This window comes from Crossiella cryophila (assembly GCF_014204915.1).
GTDB classification, from domain to species: Bacteria; Actinomycetota; Actinomycetes; order Mycobacteriales; family Pseudonocardiaceae; genus Crossiella; species Crossiella cryophila.
Window position 1 is genome coordinate 769,821 of the sequence record NZ_JACHMH010000001.1, and the last position, 23,422, is coordinate 793,242.

Sequence of the window (23,422 nt, forward strand, 5' to 3'; positions counted from 1 at the left end):
CCAAGTGGTGCCAACTCAGACTTGCAATGGTGCCAAAGTGGTGCCATAGTTACGCCATGGACCTGACGCCCTACGTCGAGAACCTCCGCAACGAGCTGGCGGTGGCCGCCGAAGCCGGCGGCGCGGAAGCTCGGGCGCTGGCCGATCGGCTCAGCGCGCCACTGGACTCGGCGGTGCGATTGACGCTGCTCGAGGCGCTGTCGACGGCCGCGGACGAGATCACCAGGGAGCTGGCTCCCGGGTCGGTCGACCTGCGACTGCGCGGTGGTTCGCCCACCTTCGTGGTGACGCCGGCACCTGGCGGTGTGGCGCTCGAGGACGTGGCGCGACAGCAGGATGGCACCACTGGTGTGCCATCGGTGGCACCAGAGGGCGATGACGGTCCCATGTCGCGGATCAACCTGCGACTGCCGGAACAGCTCAAGGCCCGGATCGAGGAGGCCGCCGGCCGCGACCGGCTCTCGGTCAACGCCTGGCTGGTCCGGGCCGCCGCCGCGGCACTGGAGCCGGAACCCCCGGCTCGCCGCGGCGCGGCCTTCGGCCAGAAGTTCACCGGCTGGGTGCGCTAGCCCCACCGGTTCCAGCTCCACTCCATACGTTCCCGACCTGCGGGAACGCTCATCAACGACCCTGGAAGGGCACAGCCATGCCTATTTTCGACACCCCCGCCCCGATCACCGTCGAACTGTCGCTGATCTCGGCCAACATCCGGATCAACGCCACCGACCGCATCGACACCGCGGTCGAGGTGCGCCCCAGCACGGAGAGCAGCAAGAAGGACGTCGCCCTGGCCGACCTCACCGAGGTCCGCTTCAGCAACGGCACCCTGGTGATCAAGACCCCCAAGCCGAAGCCCCTGCTGGGCGGCCGCGGCAGCATCGACGTGGTGATCGACCTGCCCGTCGGCTCCCGCCTGCGCGGCGACTCGGCCGTCGCCGACCTGCGCGCCACCGGCCTGCTCGGCGAATGCCGCTTCAGCATCGCCAGCGGCGACCTGGAGTTCAACCAGACCGGCCCGCTGAACCTGAACACCACCACCGGCCGGATCTCGGTCGAACACGCCACCGGCCACGCCGACATCACCACCGGCTCCGGCGAGGTGTGGCTGCACCAGATCGACGGCACCGCCGTCATCCGCAACTCCAACGGCCCCACCACGATCGGCGACATCACCGGCGACCTGCGAGTCAAGGTCGCCAACGGCGACACCACCATCCACCGCGCCCAGTCCACCGTCGCGGTGAAGTCAGCGGCCGGCAACATCCGCCTCAACGAGGTAATCCGCGGCTCAATCGTCCTGGACACCAACGTCGGCGACCTGGAAGTCGGCATCCGCAAGGGCACCGCGGCCCACCTCGACGTCAGCGCCCTGACCGGCCGCCTGATCAACGAACTCGCCACCACCGGCGGCCCCGAAACCAACGACGAAATCGTCAAAATCCAAGCCCGCACCCTGGCCGGCGACATCCGAGTCCACCGCACCCAGCCCCAGACCGTGTGACCTGAGAAGGGAAACGACCGTGGAGCGGATCGTGGACCTGGACGCCGCGGCAGGAGAAATCCACGCTCGCCGGGCTGTCTGGGAAGCCGCCGGGTTCACCGTGGGGCCGGTGACCTGGCGGGATCACGCCGAGAACTGGCCCCAACACCTGATCACCGAGCGAACCGCGGTGTTCGATCCCGATTCCGTCGGCGTGCGGGTGGACCACGGAGACTGCTGTGTCGCGTACGTGGTCCTGTTCCGCGGCGGGTGGGCCGATGTCGATGTCATCGACCCGCACACTGAGGAAGTACACGAAGTGGACGGCAGCGGGATCACCAGCGTGGAAGCCTTCGGGAAGCTGCTCGACCAGGTGACCGCGCGCCTCCTGGGCGGGTCCTGACACGCAAAACCCCCAGGCCGATGACCTGGGGGTTTGGTGGGCCGCGTGGGACTCGAACCCACAACCCGCGGATTAAAAGTCCGCTGCTCTGCCAGTTGAGCTAGCGGCCCGGGGACACTCTACCGATACCGGGCTGGGTCGTGCGTCGTGGTTGCGATCACGGGGGGCTGGGGCGTTGCCAGTTGGCCACCAGGGTGGGGAGTTCGGTTTGCAGGAACTCGAAGAAGTCCCTGGTTAGTTCCAGGCGGTGGCCTGCGGGGGTGGTGGGGCCTACGGCCTGGATGCCTTCCTTGACGCTTTGGACCCAGCGGGAGATCTGCTGTTCGCGGCGCATCAGGGTCTCGAACCACAGGTCGTCGCGGACTCGGTAGTGGTCTCGGCGGGCGCCAGGGGAGCGTTCCTTGGTGGCCAGGCCGATGTCGGTCAGGTAGCGGACGCCTCCGCTGACGGCGGCGGGGCTGATCTGCAGGTGGGTGGCCAGGTCGGCGGCGGTGCGGGTGCCGTCGTCGCTGGCGAGCAGGCTGGCGAAGATCCTCGACGGCATGCGGGGCCAGCCCGCGTCGGTGAGGATCAGGGCGAAGCGTTCCACGAAGCGGGCCACGGCCGCCTCGTCCCTGGCGGGTGGGGTGGGACCGGTCATGTAGGCCATCCTCTCCGTCACCCCCTTGACCTGCCGGTTTAGTTTAGCTGTTTCAGGAAGATGTGAAGCTAGTGCGGTGTGGTCGGGGCCACCTGGCGCGTCAGGGTTGCGGAAACGTGGCTGGGTGGGGCGTCAGGGGCGCGTAGGGACGGCTGACGGCGGGGGCTGGGCGGCGTTTTCTCGTCATTGGCGGGCAACGTGCCCGTGACAGTGCCCGCGGAGGCCGTCGTGACTCTGGAGTACCTCATACCGTCGCTGCACCGCTCGCTGCGCTCGCACCTGGAGCCGGGGATCTGGCCGGCGGGTACCGAACTGGGGCCGGACAACGACCTGGTGGTGGGGGGTGTGTCGCTGCGGCGGGTCGCGGCCGACTTCGGGACGCCGTCCTACGTGCTGGACGAGGCCCAGGTGCGGCAGCGGTGCCGGGACTACCGGGCCGCGCTGCCGGACATGGAGATCGCCTACGCCAGCAAGGCCCTGCTCACCAAGGCCGTGGCGCGGTGGGTGCGGGAGGAGGGGCTTTCGCTGGACGTGTGTTCGGCGGGGGAACTCGCCGTCGCGCGGGCCGTTGACTTCCCGGCGGAGCGGATCATCCTGCACGGCAACGCCAAGACGCCGGAGGACCTGAAGGCCGCGGTGGGGTACGGGGTTGGGCGGGTGGTGCTCGATTCCTTCGACGAGATCGAGCAGCTGGGCGCGTTGGCCCGGTATCCGCAGCAGGTGCTGGTGCGGGTGACGCCGGGCGTTGACGGGCACACGCACAAGGCGATCGCCACCGGGGTGGAGGACCAGAAGTTCGGGTTCTCGCTGGCCAGTGGCGCGGCGGCGGAGGCGGTGCGGCGGGTGCTCGGGCAGCCGAACCTGCACCTGGCCGGGTTGCACTGCCACATCGGCTCGCAGATCGGGCGGGTGGCCGGGTTCGAGCTGGCCGCGCGGCGGATGGTCGGGTTGCTGGCGGCGATCCGGGATGAGCACGGGATCGTGTTGCCGCAGTTGAACATCGGCGGTGGGCACGCGGTGGCCTACCTGCCGGGCGAGGAGGAGTTCGACCTCCAGGGCTTCGCGGCGCGGATCCGGTGCGCGGTGAACTACGAGTGCTCGGCGCGCGCCCTGCCGGTGCCGCGGCTGGTGGTGGAGCCGGGGCGGTCGCTGGTCGCGCGGGCCGGGGTGACGCTGTACCGGGTGGTCGTGGTCAAGGACGTGCCAGGGGTGCGGACCTTTGTCGCGGTGGACGGCGGGATGAGCGACAACCTGCGGCCCTCGCTCTACGGATCCCGTTACGCGGTAAGGATGTTCGGCCGCCCCAGCCTGGCGGCGCCACGCACGGTGACCGTGGTCGGACGGCACTGCGAGGCCGGGGACATCATCGCCAAGGACGTGCAACTGCCCGGCGACATCCACAGCGGCGACCTGCTGGCGGTGCCCTGCTCAGGCGCCTACCACCACTCGCTGGCGTCCAACTACAACCTGGTCGGCCGCCCGCCGGTGATCGCGGTGGCCGACGGGCGGTACCGGCCGGTCATCCGGCGGGAGACGGATGAGGACGTGCTGGCCCGGGATCTGGGCTGAGCCGGACGGTGGACCCTCGGCCGGTGCGTTCGCGCCAGCCGAGGGCGGTCACCGCCAGCACCAGCAGCCCGAAGCCCAGCCACTGGGTGCCGGACAGGTGCGCGCCGAGCAGGCCGACGCCGATCAGCGCGGCGGTGGCCGGGAAGGCCAGTTCGGCCAGGGTGGCGCGGGTGGCCGGGGTGTTGCGCAGGCCCAGGTAGTACAGGCTCAGCGCGAGCAGGCCGGGCACGATCGCGAGCAGCAGCAGCGCGGGCGCGTTCGCCCAGTCCACCAGGAACGGGGCGCCCTGACCGGCCACCACCACCGCGGTCGCGGGCAGGCCGATGGTGAAGCGCAGCACCGTGACGTCCCACGGGCGCAGGTCGGCGCTGACCAGCCTGCCCAGCACGGTGCCGCCTGCCCACAGCGCGGCCGCGCCGAGTGCGAGCAGCGCCGGGACCACCGCGCTGACCTGCACCCGGAACGGATCGGGGAAGCTCAGCAGCCAGGCGCCGAGCAGGGCGGGCAGCGCGAAGTAGAGGTAGTGCGCGCGGGGGCGTTCGCCGAGCAGGGCGAAGGCGGCCAGCAGCACGAACACCGGCTGGAACTTCTGCAGCACCAGCGGGGTCACCGGGTCGCCGTAGCGGAAGGCCGCGGTGAACAAGGCGGTCGCCACCGCCGAGGAGCCGATGCCGATCACCAGCACCGCCAGCCGCCGCGGCCAGTTCAGCCCGGCGAAGGCACGCAGGGCGCGGGGCACCCAGGGCAGCAGCAGGGCCACCACGATCAGGTGCTCCCAGAAGACCACCGTGGCCGAGGGCAGTGCCTGCGCCAGCGGCAGCCGGAGCAGGGCGTCGGTGCCCCACAACGCCGCGGCCAGCGCCACCAGCCAGGTCCGGTCCCGCATGCCCCTACCCCCATATCAACCGGCCATACCATCGCTGCCTGCCGCTGCCGGAACTCACCGACCGTGCCAGGGTGAGCACCATGCGACGTCTTCCCCTTGCCGCGACCGGCGTCGCGGCAGTGTTGGTGTTGGCCACCGGCAGCACGGCGCCCGCCGGCGCCGATCCGGTCAACTCGCTCTCCACCGATTCCATTCCCGTGCTCACCGTCGGCCGGTTCGCGCCCTATGCCGAGGGCGCCAAGGCCGTCACCCACGATCCCAAGCTGGTGCCGACCGGCGCCGGGGTCACCGTCGCCGCGACGCACGTCCGGCGCGGCGGCACCCTGGTGCTGCTCGCGGTGCGCGGGCTGGTGCCCGGCCGCACCTACGGCGCGCACGCGCACACCAAGCCGTGCGGGCCCGCGCCAGCCGACTCCGGGCCGCACTTCCAGAACGTGCTCGACCCGGTGCAGCCCTCGGTCGACCCCAAGTACGCCAACGCCGCCAACGAGATCTGGCTGGACTTCACCACCAACCGGCACGGCGTCGCGCTCAGCAAGACCGTGGTGCCGTGGCACTTCGGGGCTCGTCGAGCGCGCTCCGTAGTGATCCACTTCGAGAAGACGAGCACGCACCAGGGTCACGCCGGTACCGCCGGAGCCCGGCTGGCCTGCGTGAACGTGGCCTTCTAGACCGAACCCAGCAGCTTCGGCACGATCTGCTCGGCCAGCGCCTTCTCCAGACCGCGACGGGCCTCGTCGGTGCGGTTGTCGCCCAGTGCCATCAGCCGCACCGCGAGCAGGTTGTCCATCTTGTCCCGCAGCAGCACCCCGGTGCCGCTGAGCACGCTGCCCACCTTGGCCGGACGGCCCGCGACGGTGATCTCCGCGCCGTTGTACAGCCCGCCGTCCAGCTTGGTGGACAGGATCTGGATCCACACCGTGTGCGCGCCGCCCTTGAACGGCTCGCCGCCGGAGATCGTGCAGTCGCCGCCGTAGGTGAGCTGCCGCTCGCGCACCGGCGCGCCCAGGATGGTCTGGAACATCTCGTCGGTGGCCGCGGTGCACAGCGCGGCGGCGCGCTGCGGATGCGGCAGGTCGACCACGGCGCCGTCGGCAGGCGGCGGGAACGGGGTGAACGGCAGCGCGCCCTTCTCCCCCGGCACCGGCGCGGCCGGACCGGGCTTGGTCAGCTCGCCGAGCAGCCTGCCCGCCAGCTCGTGCAGCACCTGGCGGGCCGCCTTGGGCGGGTTGTTGCCGGGGGTCGCGGTCAGGTGCAGGGTGCCCTTGGGCACGGCGTCCTCGCTGTTGCCGAACTTCTGCCTGTCCAGCTCCTGCTCGCCGAAGTGGTTGAACGGCACGCAGAGCACCTCGCCGCCGGAGTTGGTGCTCACCGCGGTCGCCGCCCGGCCGGCCACGTCGACCTGCTGCGGGTTGGCCAGCGTCTTGCACGGCTGCTGCCAGCTCAGCGCCGCGTACACGGTGAGGTGCCCGCCCTCGATCAGGCAGCCACCCCGCTGCGACCACCGGCTCTGCACCGGCCCGCCCAGCACCGTCGACCAGTCCGCCGCGGACAGCGCGCCGCAGAGCAGCTGCCCGGTCGGCTCCGGGTTGAGCAGGGAGACCAGCTCGCCACCGGGCGAGGGGACCTTGCGCGCCGCGGAGCCACGCTTGTCGTAGCCCTCCACCGGGTCGCCCGCCTCGGCAACGCCACCCACCCTGGTGCACCCGGCCAGCAGCGCGGTGGCGGCCAGCAGCAGCGCGCCGATACGGCGGGCGTTGGTCATCAGTCCTCCATTTGGCACAGCGGTTCCAAGATGTGATGTTCCCAGCAGGGGGTGAGCGCTGTCCTGGCAACTCCGAGAATCGGACGACGATGTGCTGTCCGGGACGTCTTCCGGATGGTTGGGCCAACGAGGTGACGACGACCGAACCGGCTGATCGGAACACCAGCTCCGCTCTAACCTCCGGACACCGTGTTCAGCACATCGGGTGTGAGGTAGCTCTTGTTCGGTTGGACTTTCAGCAGGCGAGGGTCGGAGGGCCGTGCTGAGGCCGAACTACCGCCCGGCCGTCCGACTTCGAGCACCCACCTCGCCCCCGAGGCCCTGCTCGAACTCGTCCGCTGGCACCTCGACCGCTACGACCGGCTGCGCGCCTCCACCTCCACCCGCGCCTCGATCCTGCTCACCGCGGGGTCAGTCCTGTTCACCGGACTGTCCTTGCTCATCACCTACCGGCTGCAGACCCGGGACATCAATCCGGTCGACGGCGCCGACATCGCGGTGGCGGCAGTCGGAATGGTCACCATCCTGCTCAACCTGGCCTCGATCCTGAGCTGCATCGGCGCCATCGCCGCTCGCAAGACCAGCAGGGCAGTGCACGACAAGGAGATCCCACCCCGCTTCTTGTTCAACTGGGGGGACACGCACAAGTCCGCTGACGGGTACACCAGCTTCGCGCAACAGGTCTCGGCGCTCACCCATGCCTCGATCCTCGGCCACGGCATCGCCGAACTCTGGACCGCGACGATCCAACATCGAGACCGCCACCGATATCTCCGAGCTGGGATCAGGTACTTCCGCTACGCCCTCACCTCGTTCGGGCTGCTCACCGCGCTGCTGCTTGTCACGGCGCTCGTCTAGCATCCGCGACGCGCGAATCACGCACCATCGAGGGAGGCAGCCGAGTCTTGAGTGTTGTCTTCGTCAACTACCGCAACCGGGACAGCGAGTACGGCGCTGCGCTGCTCGACGACCGGCTGTCCGCGATCTTCGGGGCCGAGGCCATCTTCCGCGCGGGTCGCTCACTGACCGCCGGTTCCGACTACAAGATCGGCATCATCGAAGCCGTCCGCCGGAGTCGGGTCATGCTCGCCGTGGTCGGCCCTGGTTGGCACGAACGGTTCCAGTCAGACGCCGCCGAGGGCGTGGAGGACTGGGTGCGGAAGGAGATCAGGGAGGCACTGCACACGGGCATCCCCGTCGTGCCTGTCTTGCTCACCGGTGCCGCCAGGCTGAGTCAGGTCTCATTGCCCGCGGACATCGCCGACCTCTCGCAGGCGCAGTACCTGCGGTTCGAGCACCGGAACATCACCGAGGACGCGAATCGCATCGCCGCTGAGCTGCGGACCCTATGCCCAGAGCTGGCTGCCCTGCCCCGAGCGCGGCAAGGACGCTCGGGCCTGTGGTCTCGGATCCGAGGGCGGTAATCCGCTGGAGTGGTTGTCAGTGTGACCTGAATGGCATCACCCGAATGCGAACCGGGTCAGTTCCACAATGATCAGATGAGCGCGAGTCGCAGGCAGGGCGTGGTGGACGCGTTGGAGGCGCTGGCCGGGTTCACCCCGGCCACCGTCAACGGCTGGCCGGATCTCAGCGGCACCGTGCAGGTGCTGCTCACCGACACCTGGTGGGACCGGTTCGACCCGGCGGAGAGCGTTGGCGAGCTGCTGCGGGACGAGGCGGAGGCGGTCGCGGTCAGGGCCGCGGTGCAGCCGTTGCTGGCGGTGCTCGCGGACTACAACCCGGCCACCCCGGATGAGATCTACCTCACCCATCCGCGGTGGCCGGAGGTGGCGGCCAGGGCGGGCGCGGCGCACGAGTTGCTCGCCAAGCACCCCTGATGGCGGCCGGCACTCGAAACGTGCCGGACAATGGACGGGTGAACGCACGTCCGCCCTTGCTGCGGGTCGGCCCCTACCAGGTCGATCCGCCGGTGGTGCTCGCGCCGATGGCCGGGATCACCAACGTGGCCTTCCGGCAGCTCTGCCGTCAGTACGGGGCCGGGCTGTACGTGTGCGAGATGGTCACCACCCGGGCGCTGGTCGAGCGGGATCCGATGACCATGCACATGATCACCTTCAACGCCGACGAGCACCCGCGCTCGTTGCAGCTCTACGGCGTGGACCCGGTGAACATGGCCAAGGCCGTCCGGATGATCGTGGACGAGAACCTGGCCGATCACATCGACATGAACTTCGGCTGTCCGGTGCCCAAGGTGACCCGCAAGGGCGGCGGGGCGGCGCTGCCCTACAAGCGGCGGCTGTTCGGGGACATCGTGCGGGCCGCGGTGCGGGCCGCTGAGCCTGCCGGGATCCCGGTGACGGTGAAGTTCCGGATCGGGATCGACGCGGAGCACCTGACCTACCTGGACGCCGGGCGGATCGCCGAGGCGGAGGGCGCGGCCTGGGTCGCGCTGCACGGTCGCACCGCGGCGCAGCGGTACTCCGGGCAGGCCGACTGGTCGGCGATCGCGCGGCTCAAGGAGGCGGTGACCACGATCCCGGTGCTCGGCAACGGGGACATCTTCTCCGCTGACGACGCGCTGCGGATGGTGGCCGAGACCGGCTGCGACGGGATCGTGGTCGGGCGGGGCTGCCTTGGCAGGCCGTGGCTGTTCCGGGACCTGGCCGCGGCCTTCGCCGGGCAGCCGGTGCCCGAGGGCCCCTCGCTTGGCGGGGTGGCCGCGGTGCTGCACCAGCACGCCGAGCTGCTCATCGACCACCTCGGCGCGGACAAGGGCATCAGGGACCTGCGCAAGCACATGGCCTGGTACCTGCGCGGCTTCCCGGTGGGCGGGGACCTTCGCCGTAGTTTCGCGATGGTGTCCAGCCTGGCCGAGCTGGAGGACCTGCTCGCCGAGCTGCCGCCGGAGGTGCCGTTCCCCGAGGACGCCGAGGGACCGCGCGGACGCCAGGGCTCGCCGGCCAAGGTCACGCTGCCGCACGGCTGGCTGGACGATCCGGAGGACGCCTCGGTCCCGGTCGGCGCGGAGCTGATGCACTCCGGCGGGTGAGCGTGCGGCTGGCCGTTCCGCTGGTGTTCGCGCTGCTCACGGCCGGGTGCGCGGTCGGGGTGGCCGGGACGCCGCAGGCCGCGCCCACCGAGACGATCGATGCCGGGCTGGTCGGCGGGTACTTCACCGACGGGCTGGCCGCGGCGCGGGGCGGTGCGGGGCCGCAGCGGGCGTTCCTGCAGCGCACCCAGCATCCCGACTTCCGCACCGACGCCTGCGACCTGGGCAACCTGGTGCTGGCGGTGGAGCCCGCGCTGTCCACGCTGCGGCCGGATCCGGACTGGGCGGCCGGCCGGGGTGGCGTGCCGCGCGGGCGGGTGTACGTGGTGGCGGTCTCGGTGACCGCGAAACGGGACGGCACGACGGTCGGGGTCCAGATCGGGTCACAGCACGTGGTCGTCCTGGACGGGGCGGCCTACGGATTCGCCCCCTGCCCACGCTGAGCGTGACCGGGCCCACACACCTTGGGCTACCGGCAGTTTCCTGCTGGGCCAAGTGGGTGGGCTATGGCCGAACAGCTTGGGACGTCCCGCCATTTCCGGGTACACAACCAAGAGCGTGGTGGATCACGCTGAGTCACCGGGTTGGAGCAGCTCACGGTCAACCAGTTAAGTGAAATGCGACACCAGCCCGGTCCAGTGGCTCAAGCGTGCCGCCGTAGCCGACGACACCACCGTGGTAGGGAGGTGAACGCGGTGACCGTACTGCGACCTGACATCGCCGAGTCTGATCCGCTCCGCGATGGCACGCGGCCGGTCTGCTCCGCGCCCACCCCGCCACGCTCACCGGCCACCGCGGCCGGTCATCCTGGCCCGGCCGCCGCGCCACCCGCCAACTCCGGGCTGGTCCAGTTACACGAGTCCATCGCCGCGCTGTTCGCCTCCAGGGGGCAGTGGCGGCAGGCCTACCAGCACCTGCGCTCCGCACTGGACCTGCTCTCCTCCGAGCAGACCAACCCGCCGCAGGTGCCCGAACAGCTGCGCCGCGAGGTGGACCGGCTGCGCCGCGAGCACGCCGAGGCGCGCGAGCAGAGCCTGCGGGACAGCCTCACCGCCAGCTACAACCGGCGTTACCTGGACCAGCGGCTGCTCGGCCTGCTCGGCGAGGCCGACCGGCAGGGCGGGCTGGCCGTGGCCCTGGTCGACCTGGACTTCTTCAAGCAGGTCAACGACACCTTCGGCCACCTCATCGGCGACCGGGTGCTGCAACGCGTGGTGGAGCTGCTGCAGGACGGGCTGCCCGAGGGCGCCTTCTGCGCCCGCTACGGCGGCGAGGAATTCGTGCTGGTGGTGCCGGGAATCGACACTGGGACCGCGGTCGCCGTCTGTGAAGCGGCACGTGCGCGCGTCGAGCGGTACCCGTGGACCCAGCTGGCCCCTGACCTCCGCGTCACGGTGAGTATCGGGCTGGCGCACGAGCTGACCGGCTCACCTGCGCACACGCCCGCGACCGACCCGAAGGAACAGCTGCTGCGCGCGGACAGCTTGCTCTACGTGGCCAAGCAGTCCGGCCGCAACGCCGTCGCGTACCGGGAAGAGGACGGACGCGTTCGGCTCGCCGGAGCGGCCGGTGGGCGACGGGCTGTGGCCCAGCCAAGGCCGGTTGGTTATAACTGATCTTGCTCGGTACGGCCCGATCGGGCTAAGCGACTCGGCAATTTTCCGTACAGGACGTGACAAAGCTCGCGGCCGTGCTCGTGTGTCCTACCCGTTATCCGTACTATCGGGCACCGGGCGATCCGTCGGGGGTTACAACCCGTGCGGTTCGCCCTGCGTCATTAGTCGGAGAGTCACACGATCGGGAAGGAGCATGGGTGCCGGACGACCACCGCGAGGGCGGCTACGGTTCCCGCTCCGGACGACGTCGGCGGGCCGAGGACGACACCCCCGATCTGGACCAGCCGAGCAGGCGCCGCCGGTCACTCGACGACGGTGGCGGCACCTCGGTCTCGGACCTGCTCGCCAAGCACGGCGGCACCTCCGACAAGCTCCCCCGCCCGACCCCGCCGCCGCCCGCGCGCGATCTTTCCCCGCCTCCGCTGCCGCCCGTGCCGCCGATGCCGCCCAGGGAGAGCGCGCCGCCGCCCATGGCGCCGCCGCAGATGCCGCCCCCGCAGGGTCTGCCGTCGCGCGAGCCCATGCCGCCGAGGGACGCGCCGCCGATGCCGCCCAGGGGCGCGCCGCCCAGGGCCCAGCCGCCGCGACCGCCGATGCCGCCGCAGGGCGATCTCGGTCAGCCGACCGGTGGGCGGATGCCCGGTGGCGAGCACGGGCGGATGCCTGGTGGCGATCCCGGCCAGCCGTTGCGGCCGCCCATGCCGCCGCAGACAGACCTGAACCAGCCCAGTGGCGGCCAACTGCCGCCGCCCCGGTCCGCGCCGCCACGGCCGCCGCGGGGACGGCCGCAGGGTGGACCGCCCCCTGGTGGGCCATCGCAGGGTGGACCGCCGCTTGGCGCGCCGCCGCAGAGTGGGCCGCCGCCGTTGGACCAGCCGTCCAATGGCGGGTTCGCCGCGCTGGACGAGCCGTCCCGGCCGCCCGGCCCGCCGCCGGGGGTGCGCCCCGGTGGGCCGCCGCCGGGCAACCGGCCGATGCGGCCCGGCCCTCCGGTGGACCAGCCCTCGCGGCCGGCGATGCCGATGGAGCCGCCGCGACCGGGGATCGACCAGCCTTCTCGCCCTGCCATGCCCGCTGGCCAGCCGCCGCGGCCGCCGCAGGGCGGACCGCCCCAGGGCGCACCCGGACAGCCGCCAGCCGGTGCCCGGCCCGGTAACCGGCCGCCCGCGAAACCCGCCAAGCCGGCCGAGCCCGTTGTCGACGGGGAGATGGACGACAAGCGGCGCAAGATCGACGCGACGCTGTCCCGGTTCTCCGCCGTGCACGACGAGATGGCCGAGATCGAGGAGGCCGAGCGGGAGCGGCGCGGCAAGCTGACCCAGTTCATCCGGATCGGCGGCAAGGACAAGGACAAGGGCGACAAGCCGGCGGCCAAGGACGAGCCCGCGGAGCAGACCCAGCTGGTCGAGCGGCCCGGTTCGGTGGACGTGGCCACCGTCGGGGTGCCCTACCACGAGCTGGTCGAGGACGACGAGGACGAGCCGCCGCGCGAGCCCGCCTACGCGGGCCCGCCGCCCGAGGACGAGCCGGACTCGCTGCGCAAGCGGCGGCTGGTGCTGGTCGGCAAGGCGCTGGCGATCGCGGTGGCCGCGATCGTGCTGGTGGCCACCGGGATCGGCTGGGCAGGCAAGCAGTGGTTCAACAGCATGATCCGCGAGGTGTCCGCCCTGGACCCGAACGCCGATGAGATCCAGGACAAGGACAAGCAGTACGGCGCGGAGAACTTCCTCATGATCGGCTCGGACAGCCGGGCCGGGGCCACCGCCGAGGACGGCGTGGGCGATGAGAAGATCGCCGGCGGCGCGCGCACGGACACCGTGATGGTGGCGCACGTGCCTGCGGACCGGAAGCGCGTGGTGATCGTGTCCTTCCCGCGCGACATGGATGTCACCATCCCGGCCTGTGAGGGCTGGGACGCCAAGACCGGCAAGTACACCGGCAAGACCGAGCCGGCGCGGAAGAACCAGAAGCTCAACTCGGCCTACGCCATCGGCGGCCCGAAGTGCATCACCAAGCTGGTGCTGCAGCTGTCCGGGCTGAACATCAACCACTTCGTCGGCATCGACTTCCACGGCTTCAAGGCCATGGTGGACGCGATCAAGGGCGTCGAGGTGTGCGTGCCCAAGCCGATGATCGACGAGAAGATCGGCCCGGTGATCACCCAGACCGGGCGGCAGACCATCTCCGGCGACACCGCGCTGAGCTACGTGCGGGCGCGCACGCTCAAGGGCGACCCGATCCAGAGTGACTACGGCCGGATCCAGCGGCAGCAGAAGTTCCTGTCCTCGTTGCTGCGCAAGGTGATGTCCCAGCAGGTGCTCACCAGTCCCGGTCAGCTCCAGGACTTCGTGAAGGCATTCGCGGGCTCCACCTACGGCGAGAACATCGGCATCGACCAGATGCTCACCCTCGGCACCTCGTTGCAGGGCCTGGAAGCCGGGCGGGTCACCTTCGTGCAGGTGCCGGTGCGCACCGTCGAGGTCGGCAAGGGCTACCGCGAGGAGTTCCGGGAGAAGGACGCCAAGAACCTGTTCCAGGCGATCATCAACGGAACCCCGCTGCCGCATGAGAAGCCGGCCGGTGGCGGCAACCAGAACCCGTTGCCGCAGGCGCAGAACAACCCGCCAGCCGACCTGAGCCCGGCCGCGCTGGTGGACCCCAAGACGGTGAAGATCCAGGTGCTCAACGGTTCCAACAAGGCAGGCAACGCGAACAAGGCGGTCACCGGCCTGGAGGAACTCGGTTTCTCGGTGGTGAAGAAGGGCAACTCGCCGACGCCGAGCGACAAGACGGTGATCCGGTTCAGCGATGAGCGCCGGGACGCCGCGCGCACGCTGGCCGCCTCGGTGCCGGGTGCCACGATGACCCCGGATCCCAGCATGGGCGGCTCGATCCAGCTCGTGCTCGGCCCGGAGTTCGACGGCAAGATCGTCAAGCCGGGCAACGGATCCGGCGGCGGTGGCACGCCGACCTCGACCCCCAAGCTGCCCGGTGATCTGTCCACTGTGAACGGTGCCGACAACAGCTGCACCTGATCCACCGGGCACCGGCGCTGACCGGGGCTTGTGCACCAGTTGTTCGGAGCCCGTTTACGGCTGGTTCACCAATGGATGCAGACCCCGCGACCCGCGCACCGTAGGCTGACCACATGCGCGAGGCCTATCACGAGCAGCTCGATCGTTTCGCCGAGATCCTGGGCGACATGACCGCCGATGTCGCGAAAGCGATGGAGAAGTCGACCGCAGCACTGCTGAACGTCGACCTCGGCCTTGCCGAACAGGTGATCGACGAGGACGCGAAGATCGACGACGCCCGCGCCGCGGCGGAGGAGCAGGCGTTCGCGCTGCTCGCCCTGCAGGCGCCGGTGGCCACCGACCTGCGGGTCGTCGTCGCCGCGATCCACGCCGCCGAGGACCTGGAGCGGATGGGCGATCTGGCGCTGCACGTGGCCAAGGCCACCCGGCGCAGGCACCCCAACGGCGTGCTGCCCGATCAGGTGCGCGAGGACTTCGCGCAGATGGGCCGGGTCGCGGTGGAGCTGGCCAAGAAGGCCGAGCTGGTCATCCGCAACCGCGATGTCGCGCTGGCCCAGCAGCTCGAGCAGGACGACGACGAGATGGACGCCCTGCACAAGCACCTGTTCAGCGTGCTGATGGACAAGGACTGGCCGCACGGCGTGGCCCCCGCGGTGGACATCACGCTGCTCGGCCGCTTCTACGAGCGCTTCGCCGACCACGCGGTGGCGCTGGCCCGCCGGGTCGTGTTCATCGCCACCGGCAAGATGCCCGGCCGCGAGGACTGATTTCCCTTACGACACAACGAAGGCCGGGTCCCTCCGATGGGGACCCGGCCTTTGTGGTTAGAGAAACCCTTGTGCTTTAACCGAATCGGCCCGAGATGTAGTCCTCAGTGGCCTTCTGGGTCGGGTTGGAGAAGATCTTCTCGGTGTCGTCGACCTCGACCAGGCGGCCCGGCTGGCCGACACCCGCCAGGTTGAAGAACGCCGTCTGGTCGCTCACCCGCGCGGCCTGCTGCATGTTGTGGGTGACGATGACGATCGTGTATTCCTTCTTCAGCTCGGTGATCAGGTCCTCGATCGCCAGCGTGGAGATCGGGTCCAGGGCCGAACAGGGCTCGTCCATCAGCAGCACGTCCGGCTGCACCGCGATGGCGCGCGCGATGCACAGTCGCTGCTGCTGACCGCCGGAGAGGCCGCCGCCGGGCTTGTCCAGCCGGTCCTTGACCTCTTCCCAGAGGTTCGCGCCGCGCAGCGAGCGCTCGCAGACCTCCTCCAGCTTCTTCTTGCCCTTCATCCCGGCCAGCTTCAGCCCGGCCACCACGTTGTCCTTGATGGACATGGTGGGGAACGGGTTGGGCCGCTGGAACACCATGCCGATGGTGCGGCGGACCGACACCGGGTCCACGGCGGTGGCGTAGATGTCCTCGCCGTCGAGCAGGACCTGCCCGTCCACCCTGGCGCCGGGGATCACCTCGTGCATCCGGTTCAGCGAGCGCAGCACGGTGGACTTGCCGCAACCCGAGGGCCCGATGAACGCGGTGACACTGCGCGGCGGCACCTGGAGGGTGACCCCGTCCACGGCGTGGAACTTGCCGTAGTAGATGTTGAGGTCTTTGACATCGATGCGCTTGGCCATTGCTCCTACCGCCCGCTCACTTGGTCTTGATGGCCGAGAGCCGCGAGATGATCGAGGCTACGAGGTTGAACAACATGATCACGATCACCAGGGTGAGCGCCGCGCCCCAGGTCCGGTCGAAACCGGCGGTCTCGGGGTTGGCGAACTCCGAGTTCATCATCAGCGGCAGGTTGGCCATGTTGCCGTCGAAGATGTTGAAGTTGATGAAGGGCGCGTAGGCCACCAGCACCAGCGCCGGCGCGGTCTCGCCCATCACCCTGGCCACGCCGAGCATCGCGCCGGTCACGATGCCGGACATCGCGGTCGGGATGACCACCTTGACGATCGTCTTCCACTTGGGGATGCCCAGCGCGTAGGAGGCCTCGCGCAGCTCGTTCGGCACGATCTTGAGCATCTCCTCGGTGACCCGGATGACCACCGGGACCATGAGCAGCATCAGCGCCAGCGTCACCGCGAAGGAGCTGCGGGAGAAGCCGAAGATGCTGATCCACACCGAGTAGACGAACAGCGCGGCCACGATCGAGGGCACACCGGTGAGGATGTCCACCATGAACGTGGTGATCTTGCCGAGCTTGCTGCCCACCCCGTACTCGACCAGGTAGATGCCCACCATCACGCCGATCGGCACCGACATGACCGCGGTGACCAGGCCTTGCACGATGGTGCCGAAGATCGCGTGGTACGCGCCGCCGCCCTCGTCGTAGGGCCGCAGGCCGGAGAGCGAATGGGTCCACCAGGTGCTGGACAGGATCGGGCCGAGGCCGCGGGACAGGGTGGTGTAGAGCACCCAGACCAGCGGCACGATCGCGATCAGGAAGGCCAGGCCCACCAGCACGGTGGCCGCCACGTTCTTGGCCTTGCGGGCACCGCTCACCGGCTGGAAGGCCGGCGGCGCCGCCGGGCGTTCGAGGTCGACACTCGCCGTGGTCACGAGTACTCCTTCTTGCGGGCGACGATCGAGCGCGCGGTGGCGTTGACCGCGAAGGTCAGCACGAACAGCACCAGGCCCGCGGCGATGTAGGCGCCAGCGGCCAGTGGGCTGCTCGCCGCCTCGCTGATGCCAAGGGCGATCTTGGAGGCGAAGGTCGAACCACCGTCGAAGAGGCTGAAGAACGGCTGCTGCGCGGTGGTGGACAGGATCAGGTACAGCGCCATCGTCTCGCCGAGCGCGCGGCCGAGGCCGAGCATGGAGGCGTTGACGAAGCCCGCCTTGCCGAAGGGCAGCACCGTGGTCTGGATGACCTCCCAGCGGGTCGCGCCGAGGGCCAGCGCGCCCTCGATGTGCTCGCGGGGGGTGCGGGCGAAGACCTCGCGGCTGACCCCGGTGACCGTGGGCAGGATCATCACCGCGAGCACCACGCCGGCGGTGAAGATGTGCCCGCCGCCCGCCGGGTTCACGTTGCCCTTGGCGAACAACGGGAACCAGCCGAGGTTGGCGGTGAGCCACTCGGCGAAGGGGGTCAGCACCGGGGCGAGCACCTGGATGCCCCAGAGCCCGAAGATGATCGAGGGCACCGCGGCCAGCAGGTCGACCACGTAGGCGAAGGGCCGGGCCAGGCGGCGCGGGGCGTACTGGGTGAGGAACAGCGCGATGCCCAGCGAGATCGGCATCGCCAGCAGCAGGGCCAGCAGGGAGGAGGCCACGGTCACCCAGAGCAGGTCCGGGATGCCGAAGCGCAGGTTGTTGAGGTCGTTGGTGTCCCAGGCGTAGGAGAACAGGAAGTTCGCGTTGTTGGCCTGGAGCGAGGGAATGGCCTGCAGCAGCAGGAAGATCCCGATGGCGCCGATCAGCGCGACGATGAAGACTCCGGTGCCGCTGGCGATGCCGCTGAAGATGCGGTCACCCGGACGTCGGACCGGCTTGCTCGGCGCGGTGGTCACGGTGGAGATGTGTGCCTCCGGTAGTTCCGGCGATGCGGGCGGTCCTGGTTGGGGACCGCCCGCATCGGGTCGCTCATGGCGTCGCGATCAGCTTGGCAGAGCCGCCGACCGAACGATGTGGGTCAGGAGATCGACTTGATCGACTCGGTGAGCTTGGTGCGGAACTCCGCGGGGACCGGCACGTAACCGATCTTGGGCAGCCGGTCCTGGCCGGTGGTGGAGGCCACGGTCAGGAAGTTCTTCAGCGCCTTGGCGGTGTCCGCGTCGGCGCTCTTGGCGCAGACGATCTCGTAGGTGACCAGCACCAGCGGGTAGGAGCCCGCGGTCTTGTCGGCGTAGAGGGCCTTCAGGTCCAGCACCAGGTCGCCGGGGGTGGTGGCGGTCTGCAGCTTGGCGTTGGCGATGGCCTTGCCCGCGGTGGCGTCGGTCAGCTCGACCGCACCGGCGCCGGAGTCCAGCTTGGCGATGCCCAGCTTGTTGGACTTGGCGAAGGAGACCTCGACGTAGGTGATGCCGCCCTCGGTGGCCTTCACCGCGCTGGCCACGTCGGCCGACTTGGCCTTGCCGTCGCCGATGCCGCCCTTGAACTCCTTGCCGTCACCCTTGGTCCAGGCCTGCGGGGCCGCGGCGGCGAGGTACTTCTGGAAGTTGTCGGTGGTGCCCGACTGACCGGAGCGGAAGACCACGCCGATCGCCTTCTCCGGCAGGTTGGCCGAGGGGTTGGCGGCCTTGATGGCCGGGTCGTTCCAGTTCTTGATGACGCCGCTGAAGACCTTGGCGACCAGGTCGGGGGTCAGGGTCAGCTCGACGCCGGGCAGGTTGTAGGCGATCGCGACCGGGCCGAAGACCAGCGGCAGGTGCAGCGGGGCTGACCCGGCGCAGCGCTCGGTGGCCTTGGTGATCTCGTCGGCCTTCAGCGGCGAGTCGGAGCCGGCGAAGTCGACCTGCTTGGCGAGGAAGTTCTTGATGCCATCGCCGGAGGAGGAGACGTTGTAGGCGACGTTGAAGTCCTTGCACGCCTCGACGTAGGAGGCGGTGAACTCGGTCATGGCGTTGCCCTGGGCGGACGAGCCATCACCGTTGACCGACTTCTTGCCGCCGCAGGCGACCGAACCGGCCGCGGAGCTGGTGGCCCCGCTGGTGTTGTTCCCGGCGTTGTTGTCCGAACCACACGCCGAGAGCAGAAGCGCGCCCGCGGCCACGAATCCGAGCACGGCAGCGTGCTGCTTGATCTTCACCTGAGTCCTCCAGAACGTGGACGGGCGGCGGCACCCGCCCTTCGGAACGGGACGTTAGGGACCGAGGATGGATAGTTGGCCGTCAGAAGATGAACGGAGGGTGAACAAGCCACCTTCAGTGACCATTCACACCCCATTGGTGTGAACCCGTGACCCGGGTGCGACCTGCACGTTTGCACTCCGTGACCCCACCGTCATCTGGCGGAGTGCCGGTCAGCGTGACCGCGCGTACTGCACGTCGCTGTCCCAGTGCGCGAAGCCGAGCTTCTCGTATACCCGGATGGCGGTGGTGTTGTCCGACTCCACGTACAGCATCACCGAGGGCAGACCGCGTTCCCGCAGGTGACGCAGGCCGGCCAGGGTGAGCACCGAACCGAGGCCGCCGCCCTGGGCGTCCGGGTCCACGCCGACCACGTAGACCTCCCCGATCGGTTGGTTTCCGGTGTCCGGGCGCGCCGCGTGCACCTTGGTCCAGTGGAAGCCGACGATCCGGCCGTCCCGGACCGCCAGGAAGAAGCCCGCCGGGTCGAACCAGGACTCGGCCTCGCGCAGCTCGATGTCCGCGGTGGTCCAGCCGCCCTGCTCCGGGTGCCAGGAGAACGCCTTGTTGTTGACCTCGACCACGGCGGCCTCGTCCTGGCCGGGCACGAAGGCGCGCAGGCTCAGGCCGTCCGGCAGCGCGCGCTCGGGCAGCTCGCCGGTGAAGGCCATCCTCATCCGCCACAGGTCACGGGCGCGGGTGAAGCCGAGGCGGGCGCCGATGGCCTGGCCGCCGGGGTGGTCGCCGTGCGCCCAGATCCGCAGGTCGCCCTCGCCCGCGCGCTGGAGCAGCTGGGTGACCAGTTCGGTGCCCAGGCCACGACGGCGGTGCCCGGGGTGCACGGCGAGTTCGGCGACGTAGCGGCCGTCGTTGTCACGGTCCAGGTTGACGTACCCGCCGAGCTGGCCGTCGGCCTGCCTGGCCAGGAGGTGTTCGCCGGAGAGGGTCATCAGCACGTGCTCCCCGACCGGCGCGCGGCCGTCGGCCTCGGCGGCCGCGGCCACCAGGGAGCGGACGGCTGCTGCTTCGTCAGGGGAGAGCTGGCCTGCCCACGTCATCTGCACCACGGCTTCACCGTAGTGCCGGAAACGCGGGCAGGCAGCCGCTGGTGATCAGGAGGACACGTAGTCCGGGGCCAGCTCGTCCTGGCCCAGCTCGACCCGGCCGGCGCCGGCCCGCGGCGGGCGGACGAACTTGTAGCCGACGTTGCGCACGGTGCCGATCAGGGTCTCGTGCTCAAGGCCGAGCTTGGCGCGCAGCCGTCGCACGTGCACGTCCACCGTGCGGGTGCCGCCGAAGAAGTCGTAGCCCCAGACCTCCTGCAGCAGCTGCGCCCTGGTGAAGACCCGGCCCGCGTGCTGGGCCAGGTACTTGAGCAGCTCGAACTCCTTGTAGGTGAGTTCCAGCGGGCGGCCGCGCAGCCGGGCGGTGTAGGTGGTGTCGTCGATGACCAGCTCACCGAGCACCAGCGCGCCGTCGTTGCCGCGGTGCGCGGCGGCGCGGCGGGAGCGGACCAGGCGCAGCCGGGCGTCCACCTCGGCCGGGCCCGCGGTGGGCAGCAGGATCTCGTCGATGCCCCAGTCGGCGCTGACGCCGACCAGGCCGCCCTCGTTGACCACGGCGATCACCGGGACGTCGATGCCGCTGCTGGTCAGCAGGCGACAGAGGCTGCGGGCGCCGACCAGGTCGGTGCGCGCGTCGACCAGCACCGCGTCATGCGGGCCTGCCTCCAGCAGCGCGGAGACATCGGGCACCAGCGGGCGCACCTGGTGCGGGAGCAGCGAGAGGGCCGGGAGCACGGACTCCGGGTCGCGGTCCGTGGTCAGCAGAAGCAGGTCCACGCTGGTCATGGCGCCGCCTCCTTTCCACGCTCACCGGGTCGCCCCGGTCGCGCGAGGTAGTCAGGCTTCGGCGCCATTGCCGCTGGATGAACGGGAGAATACTCGGCATGGCACTCGTGACAACAGGCCACGAAACCGGTGTCACACTTCTGACCTCGGACAAGGTGCGGCTGAACGGGTTACTGCTCGGCCCGAGGACCCCCTCGGCGCACCCGACCGCGGTGGTCGTCGCACACGGTTTCACCAAGCACACCGGCCGCCCCGATGTTCGCCGGTTGTTACGCCGATTGGCCTTGCGGCACACCGTTCTCGGCTTGGACCTGCGTGGCCACGGACGCTCCGGCGGGCGGTCCTCGGTGGGTCTGGACGAGCAGTTCGACGTGGCCGCCGGGGTGGAGTTCCTGCGTGCTCTCGGCCATCCGAGAGTGACCACATTGGGATGTTCCCTCGGCGGGTCGGTGGTGTTGCGGCAGGCGGCGCTGGCCGAGGGCGCGGCCAAACCGGACGCGGTGGTGGCGGTCAGCCCGCCCGCGCGCTGGTGGGTGCGCGAGACGACCAAGATGCGCCGGGTCAACCAGCTGCTGGAGCTGCCGGGCGGGCCGGCGTTCGGGCTGCTGATGCTGGGCGTGCGGCTGGGGCCGCGGTGGACCACGGCACCCGCCTCGCCGATCGAGCTGGCGCCGCGGATCGCGCCGACGCCACTGCTGTTCGTGCACGGCACCGCGGACAACTACTTCCCGGTGGCCGATGTCACCGCCATGCACCGGGCCTGCGGGCCGAGCGCGGAGTTGTGGCTGGAAGAGGGCATGGGGCACGCCGAGTCCTCGTTGACGCCCGGTCTGGTCGATCGGATCCGGGAGTGGCTGGGCGCAACCTCGGGGTCAGTACCCTCGTCTTTGGAGTTAACTACCTCCGACTTTCGGAACGGGTCCGTGTGAAGAAGCTAGCCATCGTCCTGGTCGTGCTCATCGGTCTGCTGGTCGCCGGCGATTTCGGCGCCGCCGCGGCCGCGGAGTACCAGGTCTCCACCCGGTTGCGGGCCCAGCTCAAGCTGGCCGACGACCCGGCGGTGCGGATCAACGGCTTCCCGTTCCTCTACCAGGCACTGGCCGGGGACTACCGCGAGGTCGAGGTCAAGGCCAGCGGGGTGCCAGTGGCCGACCTGCGCAACGTGGAGGTCGAGGCGACCCTGCGGCACGTGCGCGCGCCACTGTCCGAACTGCTCTCCGGCTCGGCGCAGAACGTGACCATCGACGAGGTCACCGGCCGGGTGAAGCTGCTGGCCGCCGAGGTGGGCAAGCTGATCAACGTGGCCGACCTCAAGATCGAGCCTGCCAACCCGGACGAGCTGCTGGAACGCAAGCCCAACGGCGATCCGATCGTGCCGACCGGCAAGCCGCAGGTGGTGGATGAGAAGACCGCGCCGGTGAAGCTGACCGGCAGCACCGACATCGCGGGCACCCGCACCCAGGTGACCGTGGTCGGGGTGCTCTCGCTGGTGGACAACCAGATCGAGGTCAGCCCGAAGCGGCTGCGGGTGAGCAACGAGACCGGCGAGGTGGCGCTGCCGCCGGCGGTGGACCGGCTGATCCGGCGGGCCTTCAGCACCCGGATCGATCCGGGCGGGCTGCCCTTCACCGTGGTGCCCACCGGCGTGCGGGCGGAGAATGGGGCACTGGTCGTCGAGGGCAGCGCGAAGAACGTGCAGCTCGGCGGCGGCGCGGTGCCGAACCGGGGTGGTCAGTGACGCAGGTGTGGGTGGTCCTTGGCGTGCTGGCGCTGACCGGCGCGCTGGGTCTGCTGTACCGCTGGCGGAACGGGAAGGTGCGCGCCGCGGTGCCGATCGAGCAGTTGCCTGAAGAAATCCGGACCGTGTTGGCGGCCGCCCCGGCGATCACGCTGGTGCAGCTGTCCACCACCTTCTGCGCGCCCTGCCGGCACACGAAGGTGCTGCTCGGCGACGTGGTCCGGCAGGAGCCGCGGCTGCACCACGTGGAACTGGACGTCACCGAACGGCCGGAGCTGGCCGAACGCCTCAAGATCATGCGCACGCCCACCACGCTGGTGGTGGATGCCAGGGAGCGGGAGTTGTTCCGCATCTCGGGACTGCCGAAGCGGGACGAGCTGCTCAACGCGCTGCGCCCTTTGCTCGACTAGGGCCTGTCCGCGGGGTCGCGTCTGCGAGAGTCGTGATCGAGGTGGTTCCTGGTGGCGCGGCCGGGCCGCCCTCATACCGGGCGTATTCGGGCGGTCCGGCCGTGCCGCCAGGGGCCGCCTCGGCGCGGCTATCGCGGGCGCGGCCCCGTGGACCGGCCCTTGGTCCCATCCAGTGGACGCCTCTCCCGTAGAGCGGGCTCCGCGAGTAACCTCGCCGACGTGTACGTGCTGCTTACTCAAC

Annotated in this window: 25 protein-coding genes and 1 tRNA gene; 16 read left to right on the top strand and 10 right to left on the bottom strand. The window is 70.2% G+C overall.

From position 1 onward, the window contains the following. Positions 1 to 56: 56 nt before the first annotated feature. The 3 genes from HNR67_RS03695 to HNR67_RS03705 all read left to right on the top strand — a co-directional run bounded on the left by HNR67_RS03695 (position 57) and on the right by HNR67_RS03705 (position 1,883). A complete protein-coding gene (locus tag HNR67_RS03695; protein WP_185000718.1) occupies positions 57 to 569 on the top strand; it encodes a toxin-antitoxin system HicB family antitoxin in 513 nt (170 codons plus the stop codon). Positions 570 to 646: 77 nt separating this feature from the next. Continuing rightward, positions 647 to 1,501, top strand: a complete 855-nt coding sequence (locus HNR67_RS03700) for a DUF4097 family beta strand repeat-containing protein (RefSeq protein WP_185000719.1) — start codon at positions 647 to 649, stop codon at positions 1,499 to 1,501. A gap of 19 nt (positions 1,502 to 1,520) precedes the next feature. Continuing rightward, a complete protein-coding gene (locus HNR67_RS03705; RefSeq protein ID WP_185000720.1) occupies positions 1,521 to 1,883 on the top strand; it encodes a hypothetical protein in 363 nt (120 codons plus the stop codon). A 34-nt stretch (positions 1,884 to 1,917) separates the two neighbouring features. On the opposite strand, the gene HNR67_RS03710 is transcribed toward HNR67_RS03705, so the two are convergent. Then, positions 1,918 to 1,993 (bottom strand) — tRNA-Lys (locus HNR67_RS03710). A gap of 47 nt (positions 1,994 to 2,040) precedes the next feature. Further along, positions 2,041 to 2,523 (bottom strand): GbsR/MarR family transcriptional regulator, encoded by a 483-nt coding sequence (locus tag HNR67_RS03715; RefSeq protein ID WP_185000721.1) that lies wholly within the window; start codon positions 2,521 to 2,523, stop codon positions 2,041 to 2,043. 228 nt (positions 2,524 to 2,751) lie between these two features. On the opposite strand from HNR67_RS03715, the gene lysA reads away from it, so the two are divergent. After that, complete coding sequence (gene lysA, locus HNR67_RS03720; RefSeq protein WP_185000722.1) at positions 2,752 to 4,092, top strand: diaminopimelate decarboxylase; 1,341 nt, start codon at positions 2,752 to 2,754, stop codon at positions 4,090 to 4,092. Here the strand turns inward: lysA and HNR67_RS03725 are convergent. Then, on the bottom strand, positions 4,043 to 4,978 hold the full coding sequence (locus HNR67_RS03725; protein WP_185000723.1) for a DMT family transporter: 936 nt from the start codon (positions 4,976 to 4,978) through the stop codon (positions 4,043 to 4,045). The two genes, lysA and HNR67_RS03725, sit on opposite strands and share 50 nt — an antisense overlap. Before the next feature lie 80 nt (positions 4,979 to 5,058). On the opposite strand from HNR67_RS03725, the gene HNR67_RS03730 reads away from it, so the two are divergent. Further along, complete coding sequence (locus HNR67_RS03730; RefSeq protein ID WP_185000724.1) at positions 5,059 to 5,649, top strand: superoxide dismutase; 591 nt, start codon at positions 5,059 to 5,061, stop codon at positions 5,647 to 5,649. Here the strand turns inward: HNR67_RS03730 and HNR67_RS03735 are convergent. Next, the gene (locus HNR67_RS03735) at positions 5,646 to 6,743 is read right to left on the bottom strand and encodes a hypothetical protein (RefSeq protein ID WP_185000725.1); all 1,098 of its coding nucleotides are present in this window, start codon (positions 6,741 to 6,743) and stop codon (positions 5,646 to 5,648) included. The two genes, HNR67_RS03730 and HNR67_RS03735, sit on opposite strands and share 4 nt — an antisense overlap. A gap of 219 nt (positions 6,744 to 6,962) precedes the next feature. Here HNR67_RS03735 and HNR67_RS03740 point away from each other — a divergent pair, with 219 nt between their 5' ends. The 8 genes from HNR67_RS03740 to phoU all read left to right on the top strand — a co-directional run bounded on the left by HNR67_RS03740 (position 6,963) and on the right by phoU (position 15,171). Then, positions 6,963 to 7,601: a hypothetical protein gene (locus tag HNR67_RS03740; protein WP_185000726.1), complete on the top strand. Its 639-nt coding sequence runs from the start codon at positions 6,963 to 6,965 to the stop codon at positions 7,599 to 7,601. Positions 7,602 to 7,648: 47 nt separating this feature from the next. Next, positions 7,649 to 8,167, top strand: a complete 519-nt coding sequence (locus tag HNR67_RS03745; protein ID WP_185000727.1) for a TIR domain-containing protein — start codon at positions 7,649 to 7,651, stop codon at positions 8,165 to 8,167. A 75-nt stretch (positions 8,168 to 8,242) separates the two neighbouring features. Continuing rightward, complete coding sequence (locus HNR67_RS03750) at positions 8,243 to 8,581, top strand: SCO4402 family protein (protein WP_185000728.1); 339 nt, start codon at positions 8,243 to 8,245, stop codon at positions 8,579 to 8,581. A 38-nt stretch (positions 8,582 to 8,619) separates the two neighbouring features. Beyond that, positions 8,620 to 9,753, top strand: coding sequence for a tRNA dihydrouridine synthase DusB (gene dusB / locus HNR67_RS03755; RefSeq protein WP_312986365.1), 1,134 nt, complete (start codon positions 8,620 to 8,622; stop codon positions 9,751 to 9,753). Next, entirely contained in the window at positions 9,750 to 10,196 is a 447-nt protein-coding gene (locus tag HNR67_RS03760; RefSeq protein WP_312986366.1) for a hypothetical protein, read from the top strand. Before dusB ends, HNR67_RS03760 begins: the two co-directional genes overlap by 4 nt. Before the next feature lie 252 nt (positions 10,197 to 10,448). Continuing rightward, on the top strand, positions 10,449 to 11,369 hold the full coding sequence (locus HNR67_RS03765; RefSeq protein ID WP_407645109.1) for a GGDEF domain-containing protein: 921 nt from the start codon (positions 10,449 to 10,451) through the stop codon (positions 11,367 to 11,369). A gap of 197 nt (positions 11,370 to 11,566) precedes the next feature. Further along, complete coding sequence (locus HNR67_RS46105; RefSeq protein ID WP_185000731.1) at positions 11,567 to 14,404, top strand: LCP family protein; 2,838 nt, start codon at positions 11,567 to 11,569, stop codon at positions 14,402 to 14,404. A 113-nt stretch (positions 14,405 to 14,517) separates the two neighbouring features. After that, positions 14,518 to 15,171, top strand: coding sequence for a phosphate signaling complex protein PhoU (gene phoU / locus HNR67_RS03775; RefSeq protein ID WP_185000732.1), 654 nt, complete (start codon positions 14,518 to 14,520; stop codon positions 15,169 to 15,171). Positions 15,172 to 15,247: 76 nt separating this feature from the next. Here the strand turns inward: phoU and pstB are convergent, their stop codons facing one another. From pstB to HNR67_RS03805, 6 genes are all read right to left on the bottom strand, one after another. Continuing rightward, positions 15,248 to 16,024, bottom strand: a complete 777-nt coding sequence (gene pstB, locus HNR67_RS03780; RefSeq protein ID WP_185000733.1) for a phosphate ABC transporter ATP-binding protein PstB — start codon at positions 16,022 to 16,024, stop codon at positions 15,248 to 15,250. A gap of 16 nt (positions 16,025 to 16,040) precedes the next feature. Beyond that, positions 16,041 to 16,955 (bottom strand): phosphate ABC transporter permease PstA, encoded by a 915-nt coding sequence (pstA, locus tag HNR67_RS03785; RefSeq protein WP_185000734.1) that lies wholly within the window; start codon positions 16,953 to 16,955, stop codon positions 16,041 to 16,043. Continuing rightward, positions 16,952 to 17,905, bottom strand: a complete 954-nt coding sequence (gene pstC, locus HNR67_RS03790; RefSeq protein ID WP_312986369.1) for a phosphate ABC transporter permease subunit PstC — start codon at positions 17,903 to 17,905, stop codon at positions 16,952 to 16,954. Before pstC ends, pstA begins: the two co-directional genes overlap by 4 nt. A 122-nt stretch (positions 17,906 to 18,027) precedes the next feature. After that, positions 18,028 to 19,143, bottom strand: a complete 1,116-nt coding sequence (gene pstS, locus HNR67_RS03795) for a phosphate ABC transporter substrate-binding protein PstS (RefSeq protein WP_185000735.1) — start codon at positions 19,141 to 19,143, stop codon at positions 18,028 to 18,030. Between the two features lie 213 nt (positions 19,144 to 19,356). After that, the gene (gene mshD / locus HNR67_RS03800; RefSeq protein ID WP_407645110.1) at positions 19,357 to 20,250 is read right to left on the bottom strand and encodes a mycothiol synthase; all 894 of its coding nucleotides are present in this window, start codon (positions 20,248 to 20,250) and stop codon (positions 19,357 to 19,359) included. Between the two features lie 45 nt (positions 20,251 to 20,295). Further along, entirely contained in the window at positions 20,296 to 21,033 is a 738-nt protein-coding gene (locus HNR67_RS03805; RefSeq protein WP_185000736.1) for a winged helix-turn-helix transcriptional regulator, read from the bottom strand. A 98-nt stretch (positions 21,034 to 21,131) separates the two neighbouring features. Here HNR67_RS03805 and HNR67_RS03810 point away from each other — a divergent pair, with 98 nt between their 5' ends. Genes HNR67_RS03810 through HNR67_RS03820 form a run of 3 tightly spaced genes read left to right on the top strand, consistent with a single transcriptional unit; the run spans position 21,132 to position 23,181 of the window. Continuing rightward, on the top strand, positions 21,132 to 21,962 hold the full coding sequence (locus tag HNR67_RS03810) for an alpha/beta hydrolase (RefSeq protein WP_185000737.1): 831 nt from the start codon (positions 21,132 to 21,134) through the stop codon (positions 21,960 to 21,962). Beyond that, entirely contained in the window at positions 21,959 to 22,771 is an 813-nt protein-coding gene (locus HNR67_RS03815; protein ID WP_185000738.1) for an LmeA family phospholipid-binding protein, read from the top strand. The genes HNR67_RS03810 and HNR67_RS03815 overlap by 4 nt, the downstream gene beginning before the upstream one ends. Then, positions 22,768 to 23,181: a thioredoxin family protein gene (locus HNR67_RS03820; protein ID WP_185000739.1), complete on the top strand. Its 414-nt coding sequence runs from the start codon at positions 22,768 to 22,770 to the stop codon at positions 23,179 to 23,181. Before HNR67_RS03815 ends, HNR67_RS03820 begins: the two co-directional genes overlap by 4 nt. Positions 23,182 to 23,422 lie beyond the last annotated feature (241 nt).

Excerpts from the sequence above, each read along its gene's own strand:
- HNR67_RS03695 (WP_185000718.1), top strand. The coding sequence starts at position 57 with ATGGACCTGACGCCCTACGTCGAGAACCTCCGCAACGAGCTGGCGGTG.
- HNR67_RS03700 (WP_185000719.1), top strand. The coding sequence starts at position 647 with ATGCCTATTTTCGACACCCCCGCCCCGATCACCGTCGAACTGTCGCTG.
- HNR67_RS03715 (WP_185000721.1), bottom strand. The coding sequence starts at position 2,523 with ATGACCGGTCCCACCCCACCCGCCAGGGACGAGGCGGCCGTGGCCCGC.
- HNR67_RS03725 (WP_185000723.1), bottom strand. The coding sequence starts at position 4,978 with ATGCGGGACCGGACCTGGCTGGTGGCGCTGGCCGCGGCGTTGTGGGGC.
- HNR67_RS03730 (WP_185000724.1), top strand. The coding sequence starts at position 5,059 with ATGCGACGTCTTCCCCTTGCCGCGACCGGCGTCGCGGCAGTGTTGGTG.
- HNR67_RS03735 (WP_185000725.1), bottom strand. The coding sequence starts at position 6,743 with ATGACCAACGCCCGCCGTATCGGCGCGCTGCTGCTGGCCGCCACCGCG.
- HNR67_RS03750 (WP_185000728.1), top strand. The coding sequence starts at position 8,243 with ATGAGCGCGAGTCGCAGGCAGGGCGTGGTGGACGCGTTGGAGGCGCTG.
- phoU (WP_185000732.1), top strand. The coding sequence starts at position 14,518 with ATGCGCGAGGCCTATCACGAGCAGCTCGATCGTTTCGCCGAGATCCTG.
- pstB (WP_185000733.1), bottom strand. The coding sequence starts at position 16,024 with ATGGCCAAGCGCATCGATGTCAAAGACCTCAACATCTACTACGGCAAG.
- HNR67_RS03805 (WP_185000736.1), bottom strand. The coding sequence starts at position 21,033 with ATGACCAGCGTGGACCTGCTTCTGCTGACCACGGACCGCGACCCGGAG.
- HNR67_RS03810 (WP_185000737.1), top strand. The coding sequence starts at position 21,132 with ATGGCACTCGTGACAACAGGCCACGAAACCGGTGTCACACTTCTGACC.